This window comes from Bacillus bruguierae, from assembly GCF_037104725.1.
GTDB lineage: Bacteria > Bacillota > Bacilli > Bacillales > Bacillaceae_G > Bacillus_A > Bacillus_A bruguierae.
Window position 1 is genome coordinate 500,068 of record NZ_JBAWSX010000001.1, and the last position, 24,579, is coordinate 524,646.

Sequence of the window (24,579 nt, forward strand, 5' to 3'; positions counted from 1 at the left end):
CTGGTTCACTGTAATTTATCTTATAATCGCTTTTTCATTCTGTAAAAACATCTCATCAAACTGCTTTGCCATTTCAAAATCGAGTTTTGTTAATCCTTTTGCATTCCATGATGACAATGTAATAATCACTGCTTTATACTGGATAAGGATAAATGGATGGTGATTGCGTTCTTCTGATAGTTTGGCCGCTTCAGAAACAAATTCTACACCTTTTAAGTAGTCGGAGAACATGTATTTTCGTTCAATCCATTTTTCGTCTTTTACTGTCCATTTATCCAACTTCATTAACTCTTCTTGTACCTCTTCATTGGTTAGTCGTTGCATTATTTGTCACATCCTTTATGGGAAGTAAAGCAAGTCCATTATTGATTAAACGCTGCACAGCTTCATTATCTGTAAAGGATGAAAGTTGTTGGGCCAATGTTGCACGTTCTGGCTTCTCCACTTTATGTTCTTGTAACAACTCTAAAATTTCAAGGCGCAGTAACCATTCTTTTTTATAAAATCGTTCTAGTACGTGATAAATCGCGACAAGCTGTTCTATGTGCTGTTCATGTAGTGAACCTTCACCACGAATGTTACGAACTGCTTCGTACATGTTTTCTAGTTCTGATTGAATACGCGGTGCAGGTGTTGTTTCTTCTTCGTCATCCGTCTGGAAGAATGCTGCTGGATCTGCTGCCCCGGGGAATACAGAAGTAATAGCCGAACCAATTGCCATGTCAAATGTACCCCATGATGCATCAAATAATAAGCGGTCTTTTAGCGTTACTGTACAGTTTGTAAACGAAATGACAGCGACTTTTTCTTTATTTCTAATCATATCACTTACTAGTCCTATTACATGTACACCACTTTTAAAAATAAGCTCAGCCTTATTACCAATAACGATTCCTAATGTGCGTAATTCTTCATCAGTACAAGACTCTAATGCGATATCATTTTGTAATAAACCAATTGGTGTACCGAAACCGTCTTGATGTACAGCTGTAGAATGATTTTGTAATTGTATATGGTGAATTGCTAATGCCGTCGGGCTATTTGTTTTCATATAAATTGCTTCGCCGTTTTTATTTTTTACGATTTCAGCGAGCGTACCTGTAATTTGTAATCCGCTGTTTAGCTCTACTGTTGCTGTATTTTCAGAGCGCAGTGCTTTATCTAAACTTTCAGTACCGCCTAATTTGAATGCCATTGTTTCTGAGAATGCCTCAAGTGAATCGATAAGCTCTTCAAACGACTGGCAAACAAACAGTTGCGGCTGCATTTTCGTTACATCGTAAGTTGTTTGAATGCATGCTTCAATAGAGAAAGGTACTTTTTTGACTGCATCAGTTAAACAATGCTTACTTTCACCAACAGAGGAAAGGAGACCAGCGCCGTAAATTTTCGGGTGTTGTAGATCACCAATTAGCCCGTATTCTACTGTCCACCAGAATAGACGTGAAATTTGTTCTGCTTCTGATAGGCCGGAAATATGTTTTTGTTTTTCTGCTACTTCTTTTTCTGCTGCTATAATTTCTTCTTGTGTAGATGTGCGGCTTTCTTTTACAATCGTTAATTGGCGAACTGCTTCAAATAATTGGTGCTCTTCTTTTGTAGAGAAAGCTTTTGCGCCAATCTTCCCAAACAATTTCACATACTTTGCATATGTAGGGTCGAGTAAAATCGGGGCGTGACCAGCTGCTTCATGAACGATATCAGGAGCTGGTGTATACTCAATATTTTCCACTTTGCGAATATCTGTCGCAATGGGCAGAAGCCCATGTCCTTGAAAATCAAAGAATGCGACGCCAGGAATCAATCCGTCAATTGTCACAGCACCCCAACCGCTTGGTGCTAAACAATCATTCATTTCTTCTACTTTTGGAATGGCATCTATGTTAATCCCGGAAGATTGCAATCCATTTACATAAGCTGGATGTGCAACGTCTTTTAAAAAGTTATGATTTTGTCTCATAATGTAGCGCCATACAGCATGATCAACTGGTGTGTATTGATCGTAATGCTGCTTTGATACATACGGTTTTAAATGTGATGGAATTTCTGTTTTTTTGGTCATATATACATCCTCCTCTTAAGTGAAAAAATAAGATGTTACATATTGGATATGCATTATTCCTTTCGAAGTAATGTAAGCGTTTTTAATTTTATCATAAGATTCCGAATTATTTAACATTTCTTTTGGTGCAAATAGAAAAAATTGTAGTACTAACCTACTTGTAATTTTTTTAGGTGAACGTGATAAAGATTTGTTTTTAATAAATTTTGCATACTCTTCGTTTGAGTAGCGAAATGCTATAAGAAAAAGGTAGGGGATAATTGTGGCAATGGAGCAAGAGATATTATCATTATTAATACACGGGGCAACAATTTTTTTATTGTTGTCTTTTGTTATTGCTGCACTGTTATGGTGGAAAACAAAATGTAGTGTATATGGATGGTTTTTTAGTCATCTTATATTTCTAAGTTTAGGGATTGCATATTGGATACATATTTTACAAGAACCGCCTGTTGGAGAGGTGATGGAGTCAGAATATAATTCGCTTTATATTGGACTTGCCGGCTCATCATGGGGAATTAGCATGCTATTTTTCATAAAAGGAATGCAGAGAATTGCAAAGCTTATAAAGTGAGGTGTTTATATGCTTAAAAGTATGTTTCAGTTTTTCATATTTGTTTGTGTTTTCTTTAGCGCGGTTTCAAGTAGTTATGCGGAAAGTGTGCCAGTACAAGTTGCTTTTATTCGTAATCATAACCTGTGGATAAAAATGGATTTCCTTTTTTGCAACACCAACTGCCTCTTGGTCAATGGATAGTAATACTTTATGTATAATCGGAGCAGATGGAAGTCGGTTTGAAGCAGTTGATAACATGTTGATTCAACCAAAATGGTTTCAATGGGCTCCGTCAAAAAATATTCTTGCATACATAGAAGGAGAAGGACGCTTTATCGCCGAAAATAAACATTTAAAATGAAAAGAACTTCCTGCTTTTAAGCAAATTACTTTCACTCCAAAAGGTTATGTTGATTGGGAACATGTTGTATCGGTACAAGAATAAAATATGCGTTCTCTGTTTGCAGAGACGCATATTAGAAGAGTGTATAGTTTGTCATAGATTTTTCGGCATTTACGCAGCGTTGTATCCATTGAACTTCATATTGTGAATGAGGTAAAATTCGATGCTGTAAATGACCGATATGAAAAATTTTTTCTGTTAAGCACCAATCTGCACATAATTTATATAAGTCATAATGTAAGGGATCGTCATCCCAATAGACAGGAATCTCTTTTATATTTGCTTGCCAATATAAATATGCACGGGTATGACCATCTGTAAAAATAATTTTATCGTTTAATTGGTAATGGCATATGTAGAGTAATTTCAAGTGGTGAAAAAGTTTGTTGCAATCTCATGAGTTTATCATTGCTGAGAAACAATTGACTTGGTTGTACTTTACATATATCGATAAAAAAAGAGTTCATTTCGCATCACCTAAATCTTTTATAAGATTTTCGCCATATAATATTCATTTCTTGGCTGTCCATCAACAATCAAACCATGCACTGCTTCGCCTTCAATAATAAACCCCATCTTTTTATATAACGCAATCGCTATCTCGTTATGAGACATGACAGTTAATTCAAGACGCAGTAATTGTTGTGTGCGGGCCCACTGTTCAATTTCATGAAGTAATTGTTTGCCGATTCCTTGACCTGCATACTCCTGAAGCACACCAATGACTAAATATGCGGCATGTTGCTTTCGCTTTACCGCTCCGCCGCGAGCGATTATATATCCAACAAGTTGCTCATCTTTCTCAGCTACTAAAATTGTTGAATTATCCGGAGAGAGAAGAGATTGAATCATAGATTTTTGCTTCTCAATCGTAAAGTTCCGCTCATTCGGCTCAAATAACATAAAATCTGTTTCTTGATCAATGGTTTGACATAGTTTCAAAAAGGGAGCTGCATCTGTTTCTGTAATTTCGCGAATCATTGTTATCACTCATTTCTATTTTTATGTAACGTATTACATTCGTTGGATAGATGGTAAACTCCTGTAAGAATGGAGCGATCTTACTATGTTTCTTCCTTAAATTTATATATACGTTGATCCTTTCTTTTACATAAAGAGAGGATTTTTTTGTAAAGAGGAGAAGGATAACGGTGAAGAAGAGAGTTCATTTCAATACGAGAAAGGGATTTTAATATGAATCTTATTTTTGTAAGGCACGGAGAAGGAGAGCATACAAACAATTTGCCAGATAGCTTGCGAATGGAGCATCCATCCCTGACTAATAAGGGGAGAGAGCAGGCATTAGTGCTACGAGAAAAACTTCCTTTACGTGAGAGTGATATATTGATTGCAAGTCCGGTAGTCCGAACATTACAGACAGCTGCGCTATGGAGTGAGCAAGTTGCTTGTAGAAAGTTTGTTCATCCGTATATTTCACCACGTATTTTTCCGTATCGAGAAGGCGCAAGAACGTTGCCTTGTGACAAGATATTAAGTCAAAAGGATGTTCAACAGTTATTTTCACAATTTTTATTAGCTGAAGAACAGAATGAAATGTTATGGAGAAATGGGGTTAATACGATTGCAGGGCCTGCATTTTGTAAAGCTGCTAGTAGCTTCATAGAATGGTGTAAAACGTTAGAAGCATCACGTGTGGTTATTGTTTCTCATGACGGAACGATTACGGCATATAGGCAATATGTAATGAAACAAGTGTTAACGAGGGAAGACTTTTTAGAGGAAACAGGGGTGTATGAAATTCAATTATAGTAAGAAATAAATGTTTCATGAACAAGAGGAGATAATGGTGTTTTATATTTGCGTTATCTTCTCTAAGGGGTAGTAAGACTTCGATCTCAAAATATGCTTTTTCATAGAATAAGTACATTTCATATTGAGAAAATATTTTTTTCGAATAATAATGAAAATCATTATCGTTTGTGTTATTATAGGTTCAAGTTTTTATTTGCAAATAAAAGTGGTTATATAACGTACGTTAAAAGTATTTTGTCAAAGTTGATAAAAAGCAATCATAATGAATGAAACAAAAAGTGGTTACGAATGTTGTTGTATTCATGTAACTTATTAAATTACAAAAATCAGGAGGACTGTATGGTTATTCAGTTTTTAAGAGAGAACAAAGCCGTTTCCTTTTTACTAGCAGTAGTGCGCATTTATGTTGGATATACGTGGCTTATGGCAGGGATGAAAAAGCTAACAGGTGGTGGATTTGACGCAACAGGTTATTTAAAAGGAGCAATTGAAAAAGCATCAGGAGCTCAGCCAGCGGTGCAATCATGGTGGGCATCCTTTTTAAAAGAAGTAGCAATTCCAAATGTAGAGCTATTTAATTTTTTAGTTACATGGGGAGAAATTTTAGTTGGAATAGGATTAATTGTTGGTTGTTTAACAAAAACAGCTGTATTTTTTGGCCTTTTAATGAACTTTTCCTATATGTTTAGTGGGTCAACAGGCGTGAATCCACAATTAGTAATTTTGTCTATGTTGATTCTAGTTGCAGGTTATAATGCTGGCAAATTTGGTGTAGATGGATTTATTTTATCAAAAATTTTCAATAAAAAATCACGCAATTATAAAAATCAAGCTGCTTAGTGTATAAAAGGGGTATCTCATCATGAGATACCCCTTTTAAGGAATTTGAAGTGATTTTCTGTGAAAAATTACGACTTAGTAGGATGTTTCTTGAAAAACTCATCAACATACTGTATAAACTCTTTCGGCTGTTGACGAAATGGTGCATGTTCGCCTTCTTCGATAATATGAAATGTACTGTTTTTTAAGAACTGATGATACGTTTCGCCTTTTTGCCAGGAAACGCTTTGATCATGTCTTCCCCAAATAAGTAACGTTGGTAGTTGAATTTCATCAGCGTTAATGCGTAAACGGCGTGGCCACATTTTACCCAGCTCATCATGATGTGCTGTATCTTCACGTTTATTCTTTACCTCTTCCTCGCGAAATTCTTTCGGAGTAGAGACTGTACTTAAATCATTTGATAATTTTGGTTTTGGAGATCCTTTCCCGTGCTGTAAAGTTTCTGCACCTATGGCATCCGTTAAAATAAGGTGGGTTACTGCATCAGGATACAAGTATGTTAAATTTAAAGAAATTTCTCCGCCCATAGAGTGTCCTAATATAGCGAATGTATCATAGCCTAATTTTTTCATTAATTTATAATATAAGTTTGCTTGGTTTGGAAAGGAGTAGCGAAAATCCATCGGCTTTGAAGAATGGCCGAAGCCTAAAATATCGACAGCGATAACGGTATGATTTTTTGCTAAATCGGGATAAAGATCACTAAATCCATTTGATGAACCTCCAAAGCCATGAAGCATAAGTAAAGGAGGTTTATTTTTCCCGATTTGTTTGAAGTAAATGGTTTGTCCATCAATTTCAATCATTTTTTCTTTTGTCTCTAGTTTTGTTTCAATTGTTTCTTTTACTTGCGTTGCTTTTTCTGTTTGTTTTTCGATTGTACTGCAGCCCGATAATGTTGTGAGAACAAAGCAGCTGAGCATGTAAAGCTTCCATCGTTTCAAAATGTTTTCCCCTTTCTAGCATAGTGCTGCATCCATCATAGTAAATATAAAATCGCGCTTACCAGGGAGATTTTCTCCGTTTTTTATCATGAAAGGAGAAAGCAGCGTTTCTTCAAACTCAAATGATAGGAGTTTATCTCTAAAGCTTTTTTGTGTATGTGGAACATCGATACGAACAGTTCCATTCCATTGGTTACATATGGATAGCAGTAAATGCAAGGCATCCTCTTCATTGCTAGCGATAAGGGGAGTAACAGATAAGGTATCTCCTTTTCGGATACATAATGCGAAAGCTTCGAGTCTATCATTTTTTTCGATTTTTAATGCAAGGTGTGCTCTATGTAACAGTATTGAATACAGCTTAGAACGATGAGCGCCGCTTGCTATGTAATCGAATTGAATGAGTGTGTTAAGATCCTGACTTTTGATTGTACGAGTAGCAAAGGAACCGAGTTTTGTTGTTGTTTTATTTCGTTCAAATCGATGAATAGAAGTAACTGTATGAAATCCATATGCATGATATAAAGGCGCGCCAGCATCCGTTGCAATGAGTGTAACAGGTTGTAATGGCGGAGAATTTTTCATACAAATATCTAGCAAAGAACGCCCTAATCCTCTGCGCTGAAAATCTGGATGGACAATAAGCATACCAAGAGAAGTAAATCCTGTTTTATATGGAAAAACAGCAATACAAGAGACGAGCTGACCTTCGTTATCATGACCAAATAAAGTACCGACAGAAAGGTATGTCTCGAATTGCTCCTTCATAAATGACATATCGTGTAACCATCCTACATCATTACAAAGAGATAATAGCTGTGATATATCAGATCTATTTAATATTTTTACTTCCATATATTATCCCCCTTAAATTTCCATATGCTAATCCATTTTAGCATATGCATTTAAAACATTCAGTTTGACATGAAAAAAATAATGTTAGGTCAAGAAATAAAACGACAAAGAAATGCACATTGTAACGATAATCATCAACAATTAACAAAACATTTACATTTTTCTCATTTTACCTTAACAGTTTTCTATTACATTGGGTAATGGGAATTGAATTAATAATTTAGGGGGGACTTATAAAGTGAAAAAATTTATGAAGAAAGCATGGCCATTTGCAGTTGTTTCATCGTTAGCACTTACTTCAATTGTTACATGGAATATGACGCGTTCAGATGTTATTAAAGCAGACGAAAAAGAGAATGATACAAAGATTAAAAATGTAATTGTCTTAATAGGGGATGGTATGGGACCTTCTTATATGACAGCACATCGTTATATGAAAGATAACCCAAAAACATTTGAGATGGAGCAAACGGAATTTGATAAACACCTTGTAGGAACACAAGTTACATATCCAGAAGATGAGCATCAAAATATTACAGACTCAGCTTCTGCTGCTACTGCAATGTCATCAGGGATTAAAACATATAATGCAGCTATAGCAGTGGATAATGACAAAACAAACGTAAAGACGGTATTAGAGCAAGCGAAAGAACGCGGGAAATCTACAGGTTTAGTTGCAACTTCTGAAATTACGCATGCAACACCAGCGGCTTTCGGTGCACACGATGTTAGTAGGAAAAATATGGATGCAATTGCAAATGATTACTTCGATGAAAAAATTAATGGTAAGCATAAAGTAGACGTTCTTCTTGGCGGCGGCGTAAATAACTTTGTAAGAAAAGATCGCAATCTTACAGAAGAATTTAAAAAAGATGGTTATAGCTATGTAACAGATCGTCAGCAATTATTAAATGATAAGAGTGACCAAATTCTTGGTTTATTTGCACCAGGCGGTTTTGATAAAATGATTGATCGCAATGATAAAGCGCCTTCTTTAGCAGAAATGACGAACGCAGCGATTGATCGCTTAAATAAAAACAAAAATGGTTTCTTCTTAATGGTAGAGGGTAGCCAAATTGACTGGGCTGGTCATGATAATGATGTTGTCGCAGCGATGAGTGAAATGGAAGACTTTGAAAGAGCATTTAAGGCAGCAATTGAGTTTGCGAAAAAAGATAAACATACATTAGTTGTAGCAACTGCTGACCATTCTACTGGCGGCTTCTCTCTTGGAACAAAAGGCGAGTACAATTTTGATGTAAAACCAATTAAAGCAGCAAAACGTACACCTGACTTTATGGCGGCTGAAATTGCTAAAGGGGCAAATGTTGAAGAAACATTGAAAAAGTATATTGATTTAGAATTAACACCAGAAGAAATGAAGTCTGTAAATGATGTTGCACCGTCAAAAGATGTAACAAAAATTGATAATGCAATTGAATCCATCTTTAACAAGCGCTCTTATACAGGATGGACGACGGATGGTCATACTGGTGAAGATGTTGGTGTCTATGCATTTGGACCAGGAAAATATTTATTTGCTGGCGTTCAAGAAAATACAAACTTAGCAAAACGTGTATTTGATATTGTTGGCGGCGGTGACCCAAATAAAGGTAAACGCTAATATGGAGAAAAAGCGGGGCTGCTTTGCCTTGCTTTTTCTTTTTCAGTTTGGAGGGGAGATATATGAAACGAGTACTAAAAAAATTGGGGATTGTAGGAATCATAAGTCTTCAATTATGCGGATGCAGTTCACAAGAAAAAGTGCAAAACGATACAATGAAAAAGGAAGAAACGGTATATAAAAAAGAGAAAAATAAAAAGATGACAAAGCCTATACCGGAGAAAGAAGAACAAACAATTAAAAAGTTAATAGACTCATATATTCAAACAATAAATGAGAAAAACTTTGAGGGGCATATGGCACTTTTTTCGACAAAGTCATTAGGGTTAGAGGATACAAAAGCCCAAAAACAAGCAGAGTTTAAAAATAAGAATAAAAAAATCGACCTATTGGATTTTCATGTAGAAAATTTTGAAGGAGAGTATGCTGTTGTAGAAACAAAAGAGAAAGAAGAATCTGTTCAAAAGAAAGTGCGTTACACCGTAGGGAAAGAAAATGATGTATGGAAGGTAGAAGAGGTGCGTGTGATTGGGAAAGGATAAAAAGAAGTTCTCTAAAATAGAGAACTTCTTTTACACAGGTAATAAAATGCGCTCTGAACACGCTCCAATTTCATCAATATCTTGGCGGATAGATGCCATCTTATCATCAAGTTCTTCAGCTTTCATCGCAGCATCATGTAATTCGTTTTTTAAATACTCAGGGATATTTCCTTCATATTTATAATACATTTTATGTTCTAAACTTGCCCAGAAATCCATTGCTAACGTACGTAATTGAATCTCCGCAAAAACATCTTGTGTTCCTGAATTTAATGCTAATGGGTACTTAATAATCATATGGAGACTTTTATAGCCGTTTGGTTTTGGTACTTTAATATAATCTTTAACTTCTACGATTTCCATATCTGTTCGTTTTTCTATCAATTTTCTTAAATAATAAATATCTTCCACGAAACAACATGTAATTCGAATCCCAATAATATCGAATAAATGTTGTTGGGCGTTTTCGACAGTTGGTGCTAAGTTTTTTCGTTCTAGCTTTTTGATAATACTTTTTGGTTGTTTTAATCGTGTTTTTATATGTTCAAACGGGTTGTAGTCATCTAGAAACTGCGCTTCCCGGTTCATAATTTCGAATTTTGTTTTCAGTTCTTCAAGAGCAAATGTATAAGGCAATACAAATGCTTTCCAGTAATTAACTGTTGTTTGGTTATACTCCATTTTATACACACCTTTTTCTTATTTGGAAAGTAAGGTTGCTTAAACTAAATACCAAATCATATACGCACATGCTGCGAATGATGAGATCATAAAGCGATAACGTGTTTTCATTAGATGTTCCTCCTTTATATGTGGGATTTATTGTATGTAAAATCTGTACACTCTTTATACTAATCGATTGATGTGAATTTCGTATGAACAAATTGTTTCAGTTTGTTGTCTTTTTTGTATTCTCTTTAGTTGGTCCGCAAAATGGTAAAGACAAAATGGTTTTGTGGGGTTCCAGTATAGTGCTAATAGTGATTATGATATTTTTTGTAATGGGGACTTTTTTTGGAATCAGCCATAATTTTATAAATTTCTACTAACCCCATTTATACAAAATAAAGATAATTTTGTGTAATATGAAATAGATATATTTTTTGTCATAGGGGGGATATGATGAATCAAGTAGATAGAAAGAGAGTGCAACAGGTAGCACATATTCTTGAAATTCCACATGATTATAAACTTGTTGTTGATGATGAAAAAGTAAATGAAGATGTTCATTTATTATGGTGGGAGAAACAGGAGAATCCTGAAGAATACATTCAAGTCTGTTTACAAAAAGAAACAGGAGAGTTAATGGAATTATCCATACATAAAGAGTGTGCCCCAAAGCAGCTAAGTGTAAGTAAAGAGCAAGGAAAAAGCATTGCGGATGCATTCTTGCAGCAACATGCATCGCATACATATAAAGAATGTACAGCTATTTATATGAATGAAAGAAAAGAGAGTGTTTCTATTGAATATAGGCAGGAAGTAAATGGGTATTCGTTGCCTCGAACAGGTTGTGTAGTTGAAGTTGATGTATATGGGAGTGTTATTAAATTTAGAAACGAGGGCATAAAGGAAAAACCATTGTGGCCGTGTTCTATTGTAGAGAAAGAAGTTGTTACAAAACAGTTGAAGCAAAGACAGAGTATGGAGCCTATCTTTATACATCTTTCCAATTCGTTGTTTGAATGGGAGGATGGCGAAATAGAAGAAGGTTATTATCTTGTATATGAACCGATTCCTTCACATGCTTTTATTCATGTACATACTGGGGAAGACTTGCATGATCGTAGTCATTATGTGATTGAAACAAGGGAATTGCCAGCTTTAAGTGAGAAACCACAACTGGAAGTAAATATTGATCATTTATTTAATATTGATAAAAACGTCATGAAGAAAGTACGTGAAGAAGAGGGGGAAACAGAGAAGACAATTGTTTGGGCAAAGTTACCAGATAAACAAGGTGATACAGAAGAATATGACAAATCTTTCGATGCGTACTGGAAGCAACATTTTCATATGTTGCAGTATGAAACGTCAATTATCGTGAAAATAGATAAAGAAACAAATGAATTGCTTGAATATTATGAGCAAGGAAGTCACGGAGGAAAACCTGTATTAACTCGTGAACAATGTTTTGCAAAAGCACTACAATTTTTAGGAAAGGTATTTCCAAATTACGAACAATATCTTCGGGTTTGGAGCAATCAAGACGATCGGAATGAGGAAGATCCAGGACACTTTTATTTTTACGTATATGTAAATGGTATTCGGATAGAAGGTGAGTTGGTGCGCGTCGTTGTGGATGGAGAAACCGGCCGAATAAGAATGTATAGTGGTACATCGCAAAGTCTTATTCAAAAGCTGCTCACTTATGACAAGGAAGTGAAAGTGAGTAAAGAGCAAGCGTTAGAGCGGTATTGTCAATCGCTTCGTGCAGAATTAAGGTGGTTTGAAGAAGGTGAACAAGAGTCTCCTCGGTATCAACTTATTTATAGCCAAACAACGGCAGAAATCAATGAGAAATATAATGGAGATTATAGCGGTAGACGAGAAATTCGCTATATAGATGCGAGTACGGGAAAAGCAATTTGGTGGAAAGTTTGAAATGATTGTATCTAGAAAATGAATAAACAAAAAACAAACTATTAAGGAATGTTTTTCGCCTTGTCCATAAAGCTGTACAGACACAAACAATCACTCGCTCACATACAAATAGTAAAGACCACTATTTTTGCGGGGGTGAAGAGGTTGAGTCTGTTCGCCGCAATTGGATATATGATTCGTGAAATGTTTGTTTTCGTATCGTATGTCAAAAATAATGCATTTCCACAGCCGTTGTCGCCTGATGAGGAAAGGAAGTACTTAGAGCTTATGGAGCAAGGGGATGCGCATGCAAGAAATCTCCTCATCGAGCATAATTTACGTCTTGTGGCACATATTGTGAAGAAATTTGAAAATACAGGAGAAGATGCAGAAGATTTAATTTCCATTGGCACGATAGGTTTAATTAAGGCAATTGAAAGCTATTCGCAAGGAAAAGGAACGAAACTAGCAACATATGCGGCTCGTTGCATTGAAAATGAAATTTTAATGCATTTACGTGTATTAAAGAAAACGAAAAAAGACGTTTCTCTTCATGACCCAATTGGACAGGACAAGGAAGGGAATGAGATTTCCTTAATCGATATTTTAAAGTCAGAATCAGAAGATGTAATTGATACGATTCAACTGAGTATGGAGCTTGAGAAAATTAAAGAGTATATCGACATATTAGATGAACGGGAAAAAGAAGTGATTGTAAACCGATTTGGTCTTGGTATGGAGAAAGAAAAAACGCAGCGGGAGATTGCGAAAGCACTTGGTATATCGCGGAGCTATGTATCACGTATTGAGAAGCGGGCATTAATGAAGATGTTTCATGAATTTGTTCGTGCGGAGAAGGAAAAGAAAGGGAAACATTAAAGAAGAAAAGTGCTTGCTTTTATTCGAAAGCAGGCACTTTTCTTCTTTAAATAAAATGAAGCTTCTATGATAAATCTATGTTCACGGTTGAAAATGATGGGTTCTATCTGTAATATTAAAAGGTGCTAATAATTTATGATATAGAAACAAGAATAGGAAAAACTATATGTAAGGGTCTTATTCCAACATTATATATCATAGTAGGGGGTTTCGCAGTTTGCGACGTACGTTATATCGATTATTGATTGAACTTACAAACGGTCGTTTTACGTCCTATATATTGCGTAAATTTGCACAGTCTCGTTTAAGCTCAACTATTATTCCATCTTATGCGAAAGTATTTCAAATTAAACAAGATGAGATGGAGAAGGATTTAAAAGAGTATCGAACGCTTCATGAATTATTTACGCGTAAATTAAAAGAGGGTAAACGATCAATTGATACAGAAGAGTCTACTATTGTGAGTCCGGTTGATGGCGTTTTTGCAGATCATGGTCCCATTAATGAGGCAAAAATGTTTGAAATCAAAGGAAAACAGTATTCTATTGTAGACATGCTTGGTACGGACGAAAGGGCAACGCGTTACGCAGGTGGTACATACATGGTTATTTATTTAAGTCCAAGCCACTACCATCGTATTCACAGTCCACTTTCTGGTACAGTGACAGAGCGCTTTGTACTTGGAAGGAAGTCATATCCTGTTAATGCAGCAGGTATGAAATATGGAAAAGATACGTTATCTAAAAACTATCGATCTGTAACAGAGATAGAGAGCAAAGGCGAGCGGATGGCGCTTGTTAAAGTAGGTGCAATGTTTGTGAATAGTATTGAACTGTTGCATGAGAGAGAAACTATGCAAAAAGGTGAAGAGATGGCCTATTTTACATTTGGCTCCACAGTCGTGCTATTATTTGAAAAAGGTATGGTTGAAGTCGTTCAATCATTAGCTAGTGGACAAGAGGTTCGTGTTGGTGAGAAAGTTGCAACTCGATTATAAAAGAGCCGTCTTATAAGATGGCTCTTTTTACAGGTGAAGCAGTATCTATTTCTGGCATAATAGGCAGTAAGTCTTTAGGGAATCTCGTTCAACTAATCATAAGCGGTTAAATGCCACCTATGGAAGTTTTACTGTATATATACTCAAGACGATTTTAAAAGCTTGTCCTCTAATGAGCGTCTAATGATTTCTTGTTTAATAAGTAAAATGAAGTCAGGATTTAATTTTAGCTCTTTTGCTTTATAATAAGACTCGGTGAGTAATTCAGTAGATAACTGTTCCATATGTTTCGCCGTCAAGGCGGTTCACCTCCTGCGAAAAAGGAAATTTGTCTCATTTAATGTACCAAAAATTGTCTTATGTCACAATCTGTTGATTATCCACATTCTGTAGTGGATAAGATGTGTAAAAATTGTTGATAATTTTCGAATCCCCTGAATTTAACAGGTGGGAAATTGTGTACAAGTTTATCCACAGATGCATAATCGAAAAATGCTGTCGAAAAATTTTATCTAACTTTAACAGGCAGTAACTGTTAGATAATTTATCACGCTCTTACAGAAAGTTACGAGAAGAATGACTTTCTGTAAGAGCCCGATAAGTTCAAGCTAACCAATTTGAGAGAAAACCGCTCTCAAATTGGAAGTTGAACTTTACAAAACTCCTCAAAGAGGTGAAAGATATTGAGTTTATTTTTACCGAATGAATATGTGAAAAACGTGTATCATATTCAACCTGAAGAATTAAAAAACCGAGGCATAAAAGGAATTATTACTGATCTAGATAATACCTTGATTGAATGGGATCGTCCGAATGCGACACCGCAATTGGAAGAATGGTTTGCAAAAATGAAGGAACACGGCATTCAAGTGACAGTTGTTTCGAATAATAACGAACAACGTGTAAAAGATTTTGCTGATCCACTTGGTATTCCGTTTATTCATAGTGCACGTAAGCCACTTGTTCGTGCTTTTAAACGAGCACTAACGAAAATGAATCTACGTGCGGAAGAAGTAGTTGTGATTGGAGATCAAGTATTAACAGATGTGCTTGGAGGTAATCGTGTTGGATTGCATACGATTTTAGTTGTTCCAGTTGCAAAAACAGATGGATTTATGACTCGTTTTAATCGAAAGATTGAGCGTAGAATTATGCGTAACATGAAGAAAAAAGGTTTAATTAATTGGGAGGAATAAAGTTTGACTGAGACATTTAAATGTATTGGATGCGGCGTTGCCATCCAAACAGAAAATAAAAATGAAGTTGGTTATGCACCCGCTTCTTCGTTAGAGAAAGAACATATCATTTGTCAGCGTTGTTTTCGCTTAAAGCATTACAATGAAATTCAAGATGTGTCATTAACAGATGATGATTTTTTACGCATTTTAAATGGAATTGGACAATCTGATGCATTAGTTGTTAAAATTGTTGATATTTTTGACTTTAGTGGAAGCTGGCTTCCGGGTCTGCATCGCTTTGTTGGAAATAATAAAGTACTTCTTGTCGGTAACAAGGCGGATTTAATTCCGAAATCAGTAAAACAGGAAAAACTTACACATTGGATGCGCTATAGTGCAAAGCAACTTGGCTTAAAGCCGGAAGATGTTTTCTTAATTAGTGCAGCAAAAGGTCAAGGTATTGAAGAGCTTGCGAACGCGATTGAACAATACCGTGATGGAAAAGATGTGTATGTTGTTGGATGTACAAATGTCGGAAAATCAACGTTTATTAACCGTATTATTAAAACGTTTAGTGAAGAAACGGAAAATGTTATTACGACATCGCATTTCCCAGGTACAACGCTAGACTTAATTGACATTCCGCTTGATGAAAATTCATCTTTATATGATACACCAGGGATTATTAATCATCATCAAATGGCGCATTACGTTGGAAAGCAAAGCTTAAAAATAATTACGCCAACAAAAGAAATTAAACCGATGGTCTTTCAACTGAATGAAGAGCAAACGTTATTCTTTGGTGGACTAGCACGATTTGATTATATAAGTGGTGGTCGTCGCTCGTTTATTTGTCATTTATCGAACCGTCTTACGATTCATCGTACGAAGCTTGAAAAAGCAGATGCGTTGTATGAAAATCATGCCGGGGGATTATTAAATCCGCCAACACCAGAAGAACTTGAAAACATGCCTGAGCTCGTGAAGTATGAGTTTACCATTCATGAACCGAAAACAGATGTTGTATTTTCAGGTTTAGGATGGGTTACAGTGAATGAAGCGGGCGCAAAAATTGCAGCACATGTACCAAAAGGAGTTAGTGTTTCATTACGTAAATCTTTAATTTAAAGTGGTGAGGACTTATGAAACAATTATATGGGGTAATTGGGAATCCAATTGGACATTCCTTATCACCGCTTATGCATAATGATGCATTGTCTCATTTAGGGATAGATGCCCATTATCATGCTTTTCTCGTTCAAGAGAGTGAATTAGGCGAAGCGGTGCAGGGATTGAAAGCACTTGGAGTTGTTGGGTTTAATGTGACAACACCGCACAAAGTTTCGATTATGCAGCATCTAGACGAAATTGATCCTTTGGCAGAACAAATCGGTGCGGTCAATACAGTGCTTCATAAAGACGGGAAATTAATTGGCTATAATACAGATGGAATTGGATATGTTCGTTCATTGCAATCTATTAGTAAAGAGCCGTTAACGAACAAACGTATTTTACTGCTCGGAGCCGGCGGTGCGTGCCGTGCGATTTATTATTCACTTGCAGATGCTGATGTGAAAGAGATTGACATTGCGAATCGTACAGTAGAGAAAGCAGAGCGGCTTATTACAGATTGTAGAAGTGAGGTCGTGTCTTCGGCGCTTTCTTTAGAAGAAGCAACAGATAAACAAGCACTGTATGATATTATCATCCATACAACGACAGTAGGGATGCATCCTCGTGTAGAAGATACACCGCTACGCATTCGAGATTTGAAAAAAGGAAGCATTGTGTCTGATATTATTTATAATCCGTTTGAAACGAAGTTATTGCAAGACGCGAAGGCGCATGGAGCGATTGTACAAAATGGCATTGATATGTTTGTCTTTCAAGGCGCACTTGCATTTGAAATTTGGACGGGACGTTTGCCGAATATAGAACGAATGAAACAAATAGTAATGAAAAAGCTTGGAGGCTAAATACATGTTAACAGGAAAACAAAAACGATTTTTACGTGCAGAGGCGCATCACTTAACACCAATTTTTCAAGTTGGTAAAGGCGGCGTAAATGAAAATATGGTAAAACAAATTGCAGAAGCGTTAGAAGTACGCGAGTTGATCAAGGTTAGTGTACTGCAAAACTGTGAATTTGATCGCCATGAAGTAGCAGAAGAGGTTTCACAAGGTGCAAAAGCTGAACTTGTACAGGTCATCGGAAGTACAATCGTCTTATATAAGGAATCAAAAGAAAATAAACGTATTGTGTTACCAAAAACAAAGTAACGATTTCTAAAAGTTAGTTGAACCAATCGAGTTCGTATAGGTTTCTCGTTTTGTCATAAATGAGAACTATCACCTATAAGAACGAGGTAAAGGGGCGTTTTCTTTGAAGAGAATCGGGATTATTGGCGGGACATTTGACCCGCCTCATAATGGACATTTGTTAATTGCAAATGAAGTGTATGATGCATTGGGACTTGATGAGATTTGGTTTCTACCAAATCAAATCCCCCCTCATAAACGAGATAAGGAAGTTACAAGTGTACGTAATCGTTTAGAAATGATTCATTTAGCAATTGAACAAGACATGCATTTCTCTACTTGTTTAGCGGAACTGGAACGAGAAGGTCCGTCATACACATATGACACTATGTTACAATTGACAAAGGAGCATCCAGACGTTCAATTTTATTTTATTATTGGCGGGGATATGGTTGAGTATTTACCAAAATGGTATAACATCGATGAATTGTTAAAGCTCGTTACGTTTGTCGGCGTTGCTCGTCCTGGTTATACACTTTCTACGCCTTATGACATTGTAACGGTAGAAATTCCGGAGTTTGCTGTTTCTTCTTCGCTTCTGCGCGAACGTTTTACAAAGAAGAAGACATGCAAATATTTACTTCCTAAAGGAGTACAGGAATACATTGAGAGGAATGAGCTATATGGATCGTAAACGAGCGCTTGAAATTGTGAAACACCAAATGCATGAAAAGCGTTATATTCATACACTTGGTGTCATGGAAACGGCTATCGAACTTGCAAAGCAATATGGTGTTGATGAAAAAAAGGCGGAAATGGCAGCGATTTTTCACGATTATGCAAAGTGTAGACCGATTTCAGAAATGGAAGAGATTATTAAGCGAGAAAATTTGCCAAAAGATTTATTGCTTTATAATAAAGAATTATGGCATGCGCCGGTCGGGGCATATTTAGTAGAACGAGAAGTCGGTATTACAGACGCTGATATATTACAAGCTATTACGTATCATACAAGTGGACATGAACAGATGACGATGCTTGATAAAGTGATTTACGTGGCTGATTATATTGAACCTGGTCGTAAGTTTCCGGGCGTTGAAGAAGCACGGAAGTTAGCGCGAGAAGATCTTAATCAAGCGTTATTATATGCTTTAAAGCATACGATACAATTTTTAATGGAAAAGAATCAAACGATTTATCCATTAACATTCCAAACATATAATGCAGTCATTAAGGAGGACCTTACGAAATGAAGGACAGAGAATTATTAGTATTGGCAGCGCGAGCAGCTGATGATAAAAGAGCAGAAGATATTGTTGTGTTGAATATGCAAGGGATTTCCCCGCTTGCTGATTATTTTGTAATTTGTCATGGTAACTCAGATAAACAAGTGCAAGCAATCGCTCGTGAAATTAAAGAACAAGCGCATGAAGTGCAAGTTGATGTAAAACGCATGGAAGGCTTTGAAGAGGCACGTTGGGTACTAGTTGATCTTGGTGATGTTGTTGTACACGTATTCCATAAAGATGAGCGTAATTATTATAATTTAGAACGTCTTTGGGGCGATGTACCGCGCGAAGATGTTACAGAAGAGTTAGGTCAATGAGATACGAACAATTTGCATTGTTATACGATGAGCTAATGAATGATGTCCCATATGAAAAATGGGTGGAATTTACGGAACAAAGCTTGGAGCAAATTGGTAAAACAGATGCGAAAATTCTCGATGTAGCCTGCGGAACAGGGAATGTTACGTTGCCTCTTGTGCAAAAAGGATACGATGTAACGGGAGTAGATTTATCAGAAGAAATGTTAACAATTGCTCAGCAAAAGTTAGGTGAAGAAGGACAATTTATTCCTTTTTATCAACAAGATATGCGTGAGTTAGATGTTCCAGGCGAGTTCGATTGTGTGACAATTTTTTGTGATTCTTTAAATTATGTATTAGAAGAAGAAGGTATCCAAGAGACATTCAGGCGTGTGTATCATCATTTGCGTCCAGATGGTTTATTTTTATTTGATGTGCACTCTCTTTATAAAATTCATCATGTATTTCAAAATGAAACGTATACAATGAATGAAGATGAAGTTTCTCTCATTTGGAACTGTTTTCCAGGTGAAGAGCCAAACAGTGTGGAACATGATTTGACATTTTTTGTACGAGATGAAGAAGAGGATGTGTATCATCGGTTTGATGAATTGCATATGCAACGTACATATTCTGTTGAAGAGCTGACGAAGTGGCTTGAAAAAGCTGGTTTTACTGTTCGTCGTGTGACAGGGGACTTCGAAAGAGTAGAAGTAACAGAACAAACAGAGCGTATTTTCTTTGTCGCTACAAAAAATGTATAATAAAAAAGCAACCGAGAATGGTTGCTTTTTTATTATATAGCAAAAAATAAAATATTTTATGAAGGAATATAGTTGTTTTTGTCGTAAAAGATATATTAAAGTTTATTAAATTGCTGTTCTATGTGCTCTACATCCTCTTCGTACTTTTCATGTGTTCGTTTTAACACCTTGTTAAACATATCTCCAATATGTTCTTCTAAAATCCGAATCCCTTCTCCGGTTATACCGCCTTTTACGCAAACTTTCTCCTGTAAAGTCGGTAAGGTGAAAATTTGTTTTTCTAGCAGTTTTCCCATTCCGATAATCATTTCACTCGTTAAAACAGTAGCTTCTTCACGTGTAATATTTGTTTCCTCTACAGATGCGTCAATAAATCGTTGTAATAAATAGCTGAAAAATGCCGGGCCGCAGCTTGCGATATCAGATGCTACTCTCGTGATATTCTCCTCAATGATGATAGGTTTAGAGATTTTTTGAAACAAGTTCAATATGCGTCTTTGCCATTCTTGTGAGCAGTTTTCCCCAAATGTGCATAGAGAGACTCCAGCTAATGCGCGATTTGTAATACTTGGAATAATGCGAGCAACGTGACAAGATACAATTGTTTCTAATTGCTCGGTAGATATGGGACTTGTAATGGAGATTAGACATTTATCATTGGTAAGAATCGAAGCATGTTTTGTCAAAACAGGATGTATGTCGAATGGTTTTACACAAATGAAAATCAGTTCAGAACGTTCGATTACTTCTTGAATTGTTTTTGCTATATGAATAGAAGGATACTTCTCTTTTATATGATATGCTTTTGCGAAAGTACGATTAATGATGGTAAGACACGAAGGTTTGACAGCGCGGGCTTCGATACATGCATCAATAAGTATACTCCCCATATTTCCTGTTCCTATTATTCCTATGTTCAATGTTTCATCCCCTCCTTCGTAACATCTTTCTCCTAAACAATATGAAGTTTATTTGGAATTTATGAATTAGAGGTGCAAAATGATGATGATGAATTTGCCAAGAAAGTGGTTCGTTTTGTTTGCAGCAATTGGTGTCATCAGTATTTTGTTTGTATGGCAAACAAAAGGTGGACAAGAACAATCGGCAGTGAAAGTGGAAGCGAATTCGAGGATGGAAGAAAGAAAGGAGAAAACAAAGGTAACAGAACCTAAATTGCAATCGAAAACGATCATTGTTGATACGAAAGGAGCTGTGCATCGTGAAGGGATATATGAATTACAAAGCGGAGCGCGGGTGAAAGATGCTGTTGAAAAGGCAGGAGGTTTTTTACCGGAAGCAGATGTAACAAAAGTAAATTTAGCGCAGCTTGTACAAGATCAAATGATGATTTATGTGCCGAAAAAAGGAGAAGCCGCTACGAATGGATCGCCCTTGTCAGAAGGGAAAATACAAATAAATATAGCGACAAAGGAGCAACTTGAAAAAATATCTGGCATTGGTCCTAGAAAAGCAGAAAATATTATAAAGTATCGCGAGCAGCATGGCCCCTTTCAAAAAATTGAAGATTTATTAGAGGTCGATGGAATTGGTGAAAAATCGCTGGAAAAAATGAAAGATGAAATAATTGTTCATTAAATAAACATTGACGACTTTTTTCTTATTTCGCTACACTATAAACAGATTTTAAAAGTAGGTGAAGATAATGGAACGAGTTTCTTGGGATCAATATTTTATGACACAAAGTCATTTATTATCACTTCGTAGCACGTGTACAAGGCTTGCGGTTGGCGCGACAATTGTGCGTGATAAACGTATTATTGCTGGTGGCTATAATGGGTCGATTGCCGGCGGTGTGCATTGTATAGATGAAGGTTGCTATGTGATCGATAATCATTGTGTGCGTACAATTCATGCAGAAATGAATGCGCTGCTGCAATGTGCGAAATTTGGTGCAAAAACAGATGGTGCGGAAATTTATGTCACGCATTTTCCGTGTTTACATTGCTGTAAGGCGATTATTCAAAGTGGTGTTACAGCAGTGTATTATGCACAGGATTATAAAAATCATCCGTATGCACTTGAGTTGTTTGAGCAAGCAAATGTAAGAGTAAAACATGTTCCTCTTGCATTTGACGTAACAACATTAGAAGAACGACAGAAAATGCAGGAGCTAAAACAGCTTTTGTCTTCTTTACAAACTGACGAAGTGACGTTAGAACAGTTACAACAAGTATTACTGCAGGCAAAAAATATGGTATAAACCGTGAGGTGAGTACGTGTTGCGCGGGCAATGGATTTGCGTTGCAATCTCAGTTATCTTTGGGATTGCAACAGCTTATTCCTCTTTTTTTATCGTTCCTTTTCTTATATTTGGTTGTTATTGTGTAGTTTGTTTTTTACGTACCTCTCTTCCGATGCTCTCCTTGATTATTCTCGTGTTTGGACTTACCTATGTATATGCAATCTATGTAGATGCGCAAAATGATTCTATGCTTTCTTTTCGGGAAACAGACGTAATAGGTACAATTCAAAGTACGCCGATTATAAATGGAAATCGCCTTTCTTTCCAGTTGCAACTGAACAATGATGAAACAGTCCAGTTGTTTTACAAAATCCCTTCTCGTGAATTAAAAGAAAAATTGAAGCAGTTGAACTCTGGTATGGTGTGTACGTTTACTGGTACTTTGAAAGAACCACCATCTCCTCGTAATTTTTATGCATTTGATTATAAGGATTATTTATATAAACAGTATATTCATGCTCTTTTTGAAGCGGAATCGATTTCGAATTGTATGCAAGAAGATATTTCGTTTGTTCATTGGTTATTTTCGATGCGACAAGCAGCCGTTTCTTATATAGGAGAGACCTTTTCTGAGCAGTCAGCAGCTTTTATGAATGCTTTATTGTTTGGTGATCGTCAATATATGACGTTTGAGGTAGAAGAACAGTATCAACAGTTTGGACTTGTTCATTTGTTGGCGATATCAGGATCACACATTGTTTTGTTAACCGCAATATGTTATTTTGTATCACTTCGAATTGGTGTAACGCGTGAAAGCACAACGATGCTTCTGCTTGTTTGTATTCCGTTATATATGTTTTTTGCAGGGGCTTCACCATCTGTTGTTCGGGCATCTATAGCAGCTGTTATTGTATTCGGAGCCCTTACGCGAGCAGTGCGGGTGTCTGGAATGGATGCTTTAAGTATGACATTAATCATCATGCTTTTTTATGATCCGTATGTATTATTTAACATTGGATTCCAGTTTTCATTTGTTGGAAGCTTTTCTCTTTTGTTATCTTCATCACGTTTGCTAGCTAACGAAAACGGTATAGTGAAAAATTCTATATACCTTTCCGTTATTTCTCAATTAACAAGTACACCTATTTTGCTTTATCACTTCGGCTATGTTTCTCCTTACAGTATCCTTCTTAATATGATTTATGTCCCGTTTTTATCTTTACTTGTTTTACCGGTTTGTATTGTCATTCTTGTATGTCTTATATGTCTTCCAATTGTGTCTCAATGGTTAGCTAATCTGTTATCCCTATGCATACATGTTTCGAATGTAATGCTTCAAATGTGCGAAGCTTTACCGTTTGTACGTCTTACCTTTGGACAAACCCAGCCATTTCTCGTTGCTTTATATTGTATCAGTATTGTAACTGTTCTTTTATCATGGGAAGGGCTTATTTGGAGAAAATATCGCCTGTTGTTTCTATCGAGCTTTTTCTTTCTTAGTACATGCCACTATGCATTTCCATATGTAAATGCAAACGGAAGTGTTACTTATATTGATGTCGGACAAGGGGATGCCATTTTGATTCGCCTTCCATACAACCAAGGGACGTATTTAATTGATACGGGTGGAACGCTTCCGGTAAAGAAGGAAGAATGGCAGCAGAAAAAACATGAATTTTCTGTTGGACATGATATTCTCGTTCCTTTTTTACAAAAAGAGGGCGTGCGGATGATTGATAAGTTAATTGTGACACATGGAGATATGGATCACACGGGAGCAGTGCAAGAAATAATACAATCTATTGCGGTAAAAGAGGTTGTGTTAGGGAAAAAGATAAAATTCTCCTTACTTGAACAACAAATACAGCAGCTTGCTGCGCGAAAGAATGTACCTGTTCGAATTGTAGAAAAGGGAGATAGCTGGAAGGTGGGAGAAGCAGTGTTTTCAGTATTATCGCCGGAAGGAGAAGAAAAAGAAGATAATAATCAATCTATTGTACTTTGGACAAAAATAGGGGGATTAACATGGTTGTTTACAGGCGATTTAGAAGAAGTAGGTGAGAAACGCTTCATACAATGGTATCCAGAGCTGCGTGCAGACGTTTTAAAAGTTGGGCATCACGGTAGTAAAACGTCATCTTCTGGACAGTTTTTAGATACTGTTCAGCCGACAAAAGCCATTATTTCTGTTGGAGAGAAAAACCGTTATGGTCATCCGTATATTGAAGTATTAGAACGTCTAACGGAGCGTGGAATTGAAGTGTGGAGAACGGATGAACAAGGGGCAATTTCTTATGTTTTCCGAGGAGAAACGGGAACGTTTCACAGTAAGTTAACATATGATGAAACACAGAAAAAAAGAAGACTGCCACGTGCAGTCTTTAAGAACCGATAAATTTAACGACTGTTGCGATGATAAATAAAGTGGTAAAAAATCCGAATGAAACGATAAAGCCTACCCCTGAGTCGACAGCGTCATTACGCTTACTTTGAACGTTTTTTTCAAATTCATTCATCTTTGAATCC

General features: G+C 36.4%; 28 protein-coding genes and 1 pseudogene. 20 read left to right on the forward strand and 9 right to left on the reverse strand.

The annotated features are described in order from the left end of the window. Positions 1-15: 15 nt before the first annotated feature. On the reverse strand, positions 16-327 hold the full coding sequence (locus WAZ07_RS02465; RefSeq protein WP_336471416.1) for a 4a-hydroxytetrahydrobiopterin dehydratase: 312 nt from the start codon (positions 325-327) through the stop codon (positions 16-18). After that, positions 305-2,062: an aromatic amino acid hydroxylase gene (locus WAZ07_RS02470; RefSeq protein WP_336471179.1), complete on the reverse strand. Its 1,758-nt coding sequence runs from the start codon at positions 2,060-2,062 to the stop codon at positions 305-307. Before WAZ07_RS02470 ends, WAZ07_RS02465 begins: the two co-directional genes overlap by 23 nt. Before the next feature lie 268 nt (positions 2,063-2,330). Between WAZ07_RS02470 and WAZ07_RS02475 the strand changes: the two genes are divergently transcribed. Then, a complete protein-coding gene (locus WAZ07_RS02475; RefSeq protein ID WP_336471180.1) occupies positions 2,331-2,636 on the forward strand; it encodes a hypothetical protein in 306 nt (101 codons plus the stop codon). Between the two features lie 133 nt (positions 2,637-2,769). Continuing rightward, positions 2,770-3,039: pseudogene (locus WAZ07_RS02480) on the forward strand (translocation protein TolB); the annotation flags it as partial. A gap of 468 nt (positions 3,040-3,507) precedes the next feature. On the opposite strand, the gene WAZ07_RS02485 reads toward WAZ07_RS02480, so the two are convergent. Then, entirely contained in the window at positions 3,508-4,002 is a 495-nt protein-coding gene (locus WAZ07_RS02485) for a GNAT family N-acetyltransferase (RefSeq protein WP_336471181.1), read from the reverse strand. A 213-nt stretch (positions 4,003-4,215) separates the two neighbouring features. Here WAZ07_RS02485 and WAZ07_RS02490 point away from each other — a divergent pair, with 213 nt between their 5' ends. Together WAZ07_RS02490 and WAZ07_RS02495 are read left to right on the forward strand one after the other, a co-directional pair. Continuing rightward, positions 4,216-4,791: a histidine phosphatase family protein gene (locus tag WAZ07_RS02490; protein ID WP_336471182.1), complete on the forward strand. Its 576-nt coding sequence runs from the start codon at positions 4,216-4,218 to the stop codon at positions 4,789-4,791. A gap of 342 nt (positions 4,792-5,133) precedes the next feature. Next, entirely contained in the window at positions 5,134-5,634 is a 501-nt protein-coding gene (locus tag WAZ07_RS02495; RefSeq protein WP_336471183.1) for a DoxX family protein, read from the forward strand. A gap of 68 nt (positions 5,635-5,702) precedes the next feature. Here the strand turns inward: WAZ07_RS02495 and WAZ07_RS02500 are convergent, their stop codons facing one another. Together WAZ07_RS02500 and WAZ07_RS02505 are read right to left on the reverse strand one after the other, a co-directional pair. Further along, a complete protein-coding gene (locus tag WAZ07_RS02500; RefSeq protein ID WP_336471184.1) occupies positions 5,703-6,581 on the reverse strand; it encodes an alpha/beta fold hydrolase in 879 nt (292 codons plus the stop codon). Between the two features lie 15 nt (positions 6,582-6,596). Continuing rightward, positions 6,597-7,436 carry a GNAT family N-acetyltransferase gene (locus tag WAZ07_RS02505; RefSeq protein ID WP_336471185.1) on the reverse strand — a complete coding sequence of 280 codons (840 nt, stop codon included), beginning with the start codon at positions 7,434-7,436 and terminating at the stop codon, positions 6,597-6,599. 238 nt (positions 7,437-7,674) lie between these two features. Here WAZ07_RS02505 and WAZ07_RS02510 point away from each other — a divergent pair, with 238 nt between their 5' ends. Together WAZ07_RS02510 and WAZ07_RS02515 are read left to right on the forward strand one after the other, a co-directional pair. After that, positions 7,675-9,060, forward strand: a complete 1,386-nt coding sequence (locus tag WAZ07_RS02510; RefSeq protein WP_336471186.1) for an alkaline phosphatase — start codon at positions 7,675-7,677, stop codon at positions 9,058-9,060. Positions 9,061-9,122: 62 nt separating this feature from the next. Next, positions 9,123-9,602 carry a hypothetical protein gene (locus WAZ07_RS02515; protein ID WP_336471187.1) on the forward strand — a complete coding sequence of 160 codons (480 nt, stop codon included), beginning with the start codon at positions 9,123-9,125 and terminating at the stop codon, positions 9,600-9,602. 30 nt (positions 9,603-9,632) lie between these two features. Here the strand turns inward: WAZ07_RS02515 and WAZ07_RS02520 are convergent, their stop codons facing one another. Further along, on the reverse strand, positions 9,633-10,283 hold the full coding sequence (locus tag WAZ07_RS02520) for a GTP pyrophosphokinase (protein ID WP_336471188.1): 651 nt from the start codon (positions 10,281-10,283) through the stop codon (positions 9,633-9,635). A gap of 438 nt (positions 10,284-10,721) precedes the next feature. Between WAZ07_RS02520 and WAZ07_RS02525 the strand changes: the two genes are divergently transcribed. From WAZ07_RS02525 to WAZ07_RS02535, 3 genes are all read left to right on the forward strand, one after another. Further along, positions 10,722-12,206: a YcdB/YcdC domain-containing protein gene (locus WAZ07_RS02525; protein WP_336471189.1), complete on the forward strand. Its 1,485-nt coding sequence runs from the start codon at positions 10,722-10,724 to the stop codon at positions 12,204-12,206. Between the two features lie 144 nt (positions 12,207-12,350). Further along, complete coding sequence (gene sigK / locus WAZ07_RS02530) at positions 12,351-13,064, forward strand: RNA polymerase sporulation sigma factor SigK (RefSeq protein WP_336471190.1); 714 nt, start codon at positions 12,351-12,353, stop codon at positions 13,062-13,064. A gap of 217 nt (positions 13,065-13,281) precedes the next feature. After that, a complete protein-coding gene (locus WAZ07_RS02535; RefSeq protein ID WP_090916743.1) occupies positions 13,282-14,061 on the forward strand; it encodes a phosphatidylserine decarboxylase in 780 nt (259 codons plus the stop codon). 143 nt (positions 14,062-14,204) lie between these two features. Here the strand turns inward: WAZ07_RS02535 and sda are convergent, their stop codons facing one another. Then, on the reverse strand, positions 14,205-14,360 hold the full coding sequence (gene sda, locus WAZ07_RS02540; RefSeq protein WP_139207688.1) for a sporulation histidine kinase inhibitor Sda: 156 nt from the start codon (positions 14,358-14,360) through the stop codon (positions 14,205-14,207). Between the two features lie 384 nt (positions 14,361-14,744). Here sda and WAZ07_RS02545 point away from each other — a divergent pair, with 384 nt between their 5' ends. From WAZ07_RS02545 to WAZ07_RS02580, 8 genes are all read left to right on the forward strand, one after another. Then, positions 14,745-15,257: a YqeG family HAD IIIA-type phosphatase gene (locus WAZ07_RS02545; RefSeq protein ID WP_090916742.1), complete on the forward strand. Its 513-nt coding sequence runs from the start codon at positions 14,745-14,747 to the stop codon at positions 15,255-15,257. A gap of 3 nt (positions 15,258-15,260) precedes the next feature. Then, positions 15,261-16,367 (forward strand): ribosome biogenesis GTPase YqeH, encoded by a 1,107-nt coding sequence (gene yqeH, locus WAZ07_RS02550; RefSeq protein WP_336471191.1) that lies wholly within the window; start codon positions 15,261-15,263, stop codon positions 16,365-16,367. 14 nt (positions 16,368-16,381) lie between these two features. Next, the gene (gene aroE / locus WAZ07_RS02555) at positions 16,382-17,215 is read left to right on the forward strand and encodes a shikimate dehydrogenase (RefSeq protein WP_336471192.1); all 834 of its coding nucleotides are present in this window, start codon (positions 16,382-16,384) and stop codon (positions 17,213-17,215) included. A 4-nt stretch (positions 17,216-17,219) separates the two neighbouring features. Continuing rightward, positions 17,220-17,519: a ribosome assembly RNA-binding protein YhbY gene (gene yhbY, locus WAZ07_RS02560; RefSeq protein ID WP_335514217.1), complete on the forward strand. Its 300-nt coding sequence runs from the start codon at positions 17,220-17,222 to the stop codon at positions 17,517-17,519. A 103-nt stretch (positions 17,520-17,622) separates the two neighbouring features. Further along, the gene (locus WAZ07_RS02565; RefSeq protein WP_090916734.1) at positions 17,623-18,192 is read left to right on the forward strand and encodes a nicotinate-nucleotide adenylyltransferase; all 570 of its coding nucleotides are present in this window, start codon (positions 17,623-17,625) and stop codon (positions 18,190-18,192) included. Next, on the forward strand, positions 18,182-18,751 hold the full coding sequence (gene yqeK / locus WAZ07_RS02570) for a bis(5'-nucleosyl)-tetraphosphatase (symmetrical) YqeK (RefSeq protein WP_336471193.1): 570 nt from the start codon (positions 18,182-18,184) through the stop codon (positions 18,749-18,751). Before WAZ07_RS02565 ends, yqeK begins: the two co-directional genes overlap by 11 nt. Continuing rightward, positions 18,748-19,104 carry a ribosome silencing factor gene (gene rsfS / locus WAZ07_RS02575; protein ID WP_090916730.1) on the forward strand — a complete coding sequence of 119 codons (357 nt, stop codon included), beginning with the start codon at positions 18,748-18,750 and terminating at the stop codon, positions 19,102-19,104. The genes yqeK and rsfS overlap by 4 nt, the downstream gene beginning before the upstream one ends. Continuing rightward, positions 19,101-19,850 carry a class I SAM-dependent methyltransferase gene (locus WAZ07_RS02580; RefSeq protein WP_336471194.1) on the forward strand — a complete coding sequence of 250 codons (750 nt, stop codon included), beginning with the start codon at positions 19,101-19,103 and terminating at the stop codon, positions 19,848-19,850. The genes rsfS and WAZ07_RS02580 overlap by 4 nt, the downstream gene beginning before the upstream one ends. A 95-nt stretch (positions 19,851-19,945) precedes the next feature. On the opposite strand, the gene comER is transcribed toward WAZ07_RS02580, so the two are convergent. Beyond that, complete coding sequence (gene comER / locus WAZ07_RS02585; protein ID WP_336471195.1) at positions 19,946-20,770, reverse strand: late competence protein ComER; 825 nt, start codon at positions 20,768-20,770, stop codon at positions 19,946-19,948. Positions 20,771-20,852: 82 nt separating this feature from the next. Here comER and WAZ07_RS02590 point away from each other — a divergent pair, with 82 nt between their 5' ends. From WAZ07_RS02590 to WAZ07_RS02600, 3 genes are all read left to right on the forward strand, one after another. Next, complete coding sequence (locus WAZ07_RS02590) at positions 20,853-21,446, forward strand: helix-hairpin-helix domain-containing protein (protein ID WP_336471417.1); 594 nt, start codon at positions 20,853-20,855, stop codon at positions 21,444-21,446. Between the two features lie 67 nt (positions 21,447-21,513). Next, positions 21,514-22,071, forward strand: coding sequence for a ComE operon protein 2 (locus WAZ07_RS02595; RefSeq protein WP_336471196.1), 558 nt, complete (start codon positions 21,514-21,516; stop codon positions 22,069-22,071). A gap of 19 nt (positions 22,072-22,090) precedes the next feature. Then, complete coding sequence (locus WAZ07_RS02600; protein WP_336471197.1) at positions 22,091-24,448, forward strand: DNA internalization-related competence protein ComEC/Rec2; 2,358 nt, start codon at positions 22,091-22,093, stop codon at positions 24,446-24,448. Here the strand turns inward: WAZ07_RS02600 and WAZ07_RS02605 are convergent. Further along, positions 24,435-24,569 carry a YqzM family protein gene (locus WAZ07_RS02605; RefSeq protein ID WP_020062228.1) on the reverse strand — a complete coding sequence of 45 codons (135 nt, stop codon included), beginning with the start codon at positions 24,567-24,569 and terminating at the stop codon, positions 24,435-24,437. The two genes, WAZ07_RS02600 and WAZ07_RS02605, sit on opposite strands and share 14 nt — an antisense overlap. Between the last annotated feature and the right edge of the window lie 10 nt (positions 24,570-24,579).

Excerpts from the sequence above, each read along its gene's own strand:
- WAZ07_RS02595 (WP_336471196.1), top strand. The coding sequence starts at position 21,514 with ATGGAACGAGTTTCTTGGGATCAATATTTTATGACACAAAGTCATTTA.
- WAZ07_RS02495 (WP_336471183.1), top strand. The coding sequence starts at position 5,134 with ATGGTTATTCAGTTTTTAAGAGAGAACAAAGCCGTTTCCTTTTTACTA.
- WAZ07_RS02580 (WP_336471194.1), top strand. The coding sequence starts at position 19,101 with ATGAGATACGAACAATTTGCATTGTTATACGATGAGCTAATGAATGAT.
- WAZ07_RS02515 (WP_336471187.1), top strand. The coding sequence starts at position 9,123 with ATGAAACGAGTACTAAAAAAATTGGGGATTGTAGGAATCATAAGTCTT.
- WAZ07_RS02525 (WP_336471189.1), top strand. The coding sequence starts at position 10,722 with ATGATGAATCAAGTAGATAGAAAGAGAGTGCAACAGGTAGCACATATT.
- WAZ07_RS02505 (WP_336471185.1), bottom strand. The coding sequence starts at position 7,436 with ATGGAAGTAAAAATATTAAATAGATCTGATATATCACAGCTATTATCT.
- WAZ07_RS02520 (WP_336471188.1), bottom strand. The coding sequence starts at position 10,283 with ATGGAGTATAACCAAACAACAGTTAATTACTGGAAAGCATTTGTATTG.
- WAZ07_RS02470 (WP_336471179.1), bottom strand. The coding sequence starts at position 2,062 with ATGACCAAAAAAACAGAAATTCCATCACATTTAAAACCGTATGTATCA.
- WAZ07_RS02485 (WP_336471181.1), bottom strand. The coding sequence starts at position 4,002 with ATGATTCGCGAAATTACAGAAACAGATGCAGCTCCCTTTTTGAAACTA.
- aroE (WP_336471192.1), top strand. The coding sequence starts at position 16,382 with ATGAAACAATTATATGGGGTAATTGGGAATCCAATTGGACATTCCTTA.
- WAZ07_RS02605 (WP_020062228.1), bottom strand. The coding sequence starts at position 24,569 with ATGAATGAATTTGAAAAAAACGTTCAAAGTAAGCGTAATGACGCTGTC.
- yhbY (WP_335514217.1), top strand. The coding sequence starts at position 17,220 with ATGTTAACAGGAAAACAAAAACGATTTTTACGTGCAGAGGCGCATCAC.
- WAZ07_RS02490 (WP_336471182.1), top strand. The coding sequence starts at position 4,216 with ATGAATCTTATTTTTGTAAGGCACGGAGAAGGAGAGCATACAAACAAT.
- yqeK (WP_336471193.1), top strand. The coding sequence starts at position 18,182 with ATGGATCGTAAACGAGCGCTTGAAATTGTGAAACACCAAATGCATGAA.
- WAZ07_RS02590 (WP_336471417.1), top strand. The coding sequence starts at position 20,853 with ATGATGATGAATTTGCCAAGAAAGTGGTTCGTTTTGTTTGCAGCAATT.
- WAZ07_RS02475 (WP_336471180.1), top strand. The coding sequence starts at position 2,331 with ATGGAGCAAGAGATATTATCATTATTAATACACGGGGCAACAATTTTT.
- rsfS (WP_090916730.1), top strand. The coding sequence starts at position 18,748 with ATGAAGGACAGAGAATTATTAGTATTGGCAGCGCGAGCAGCTGATGAT.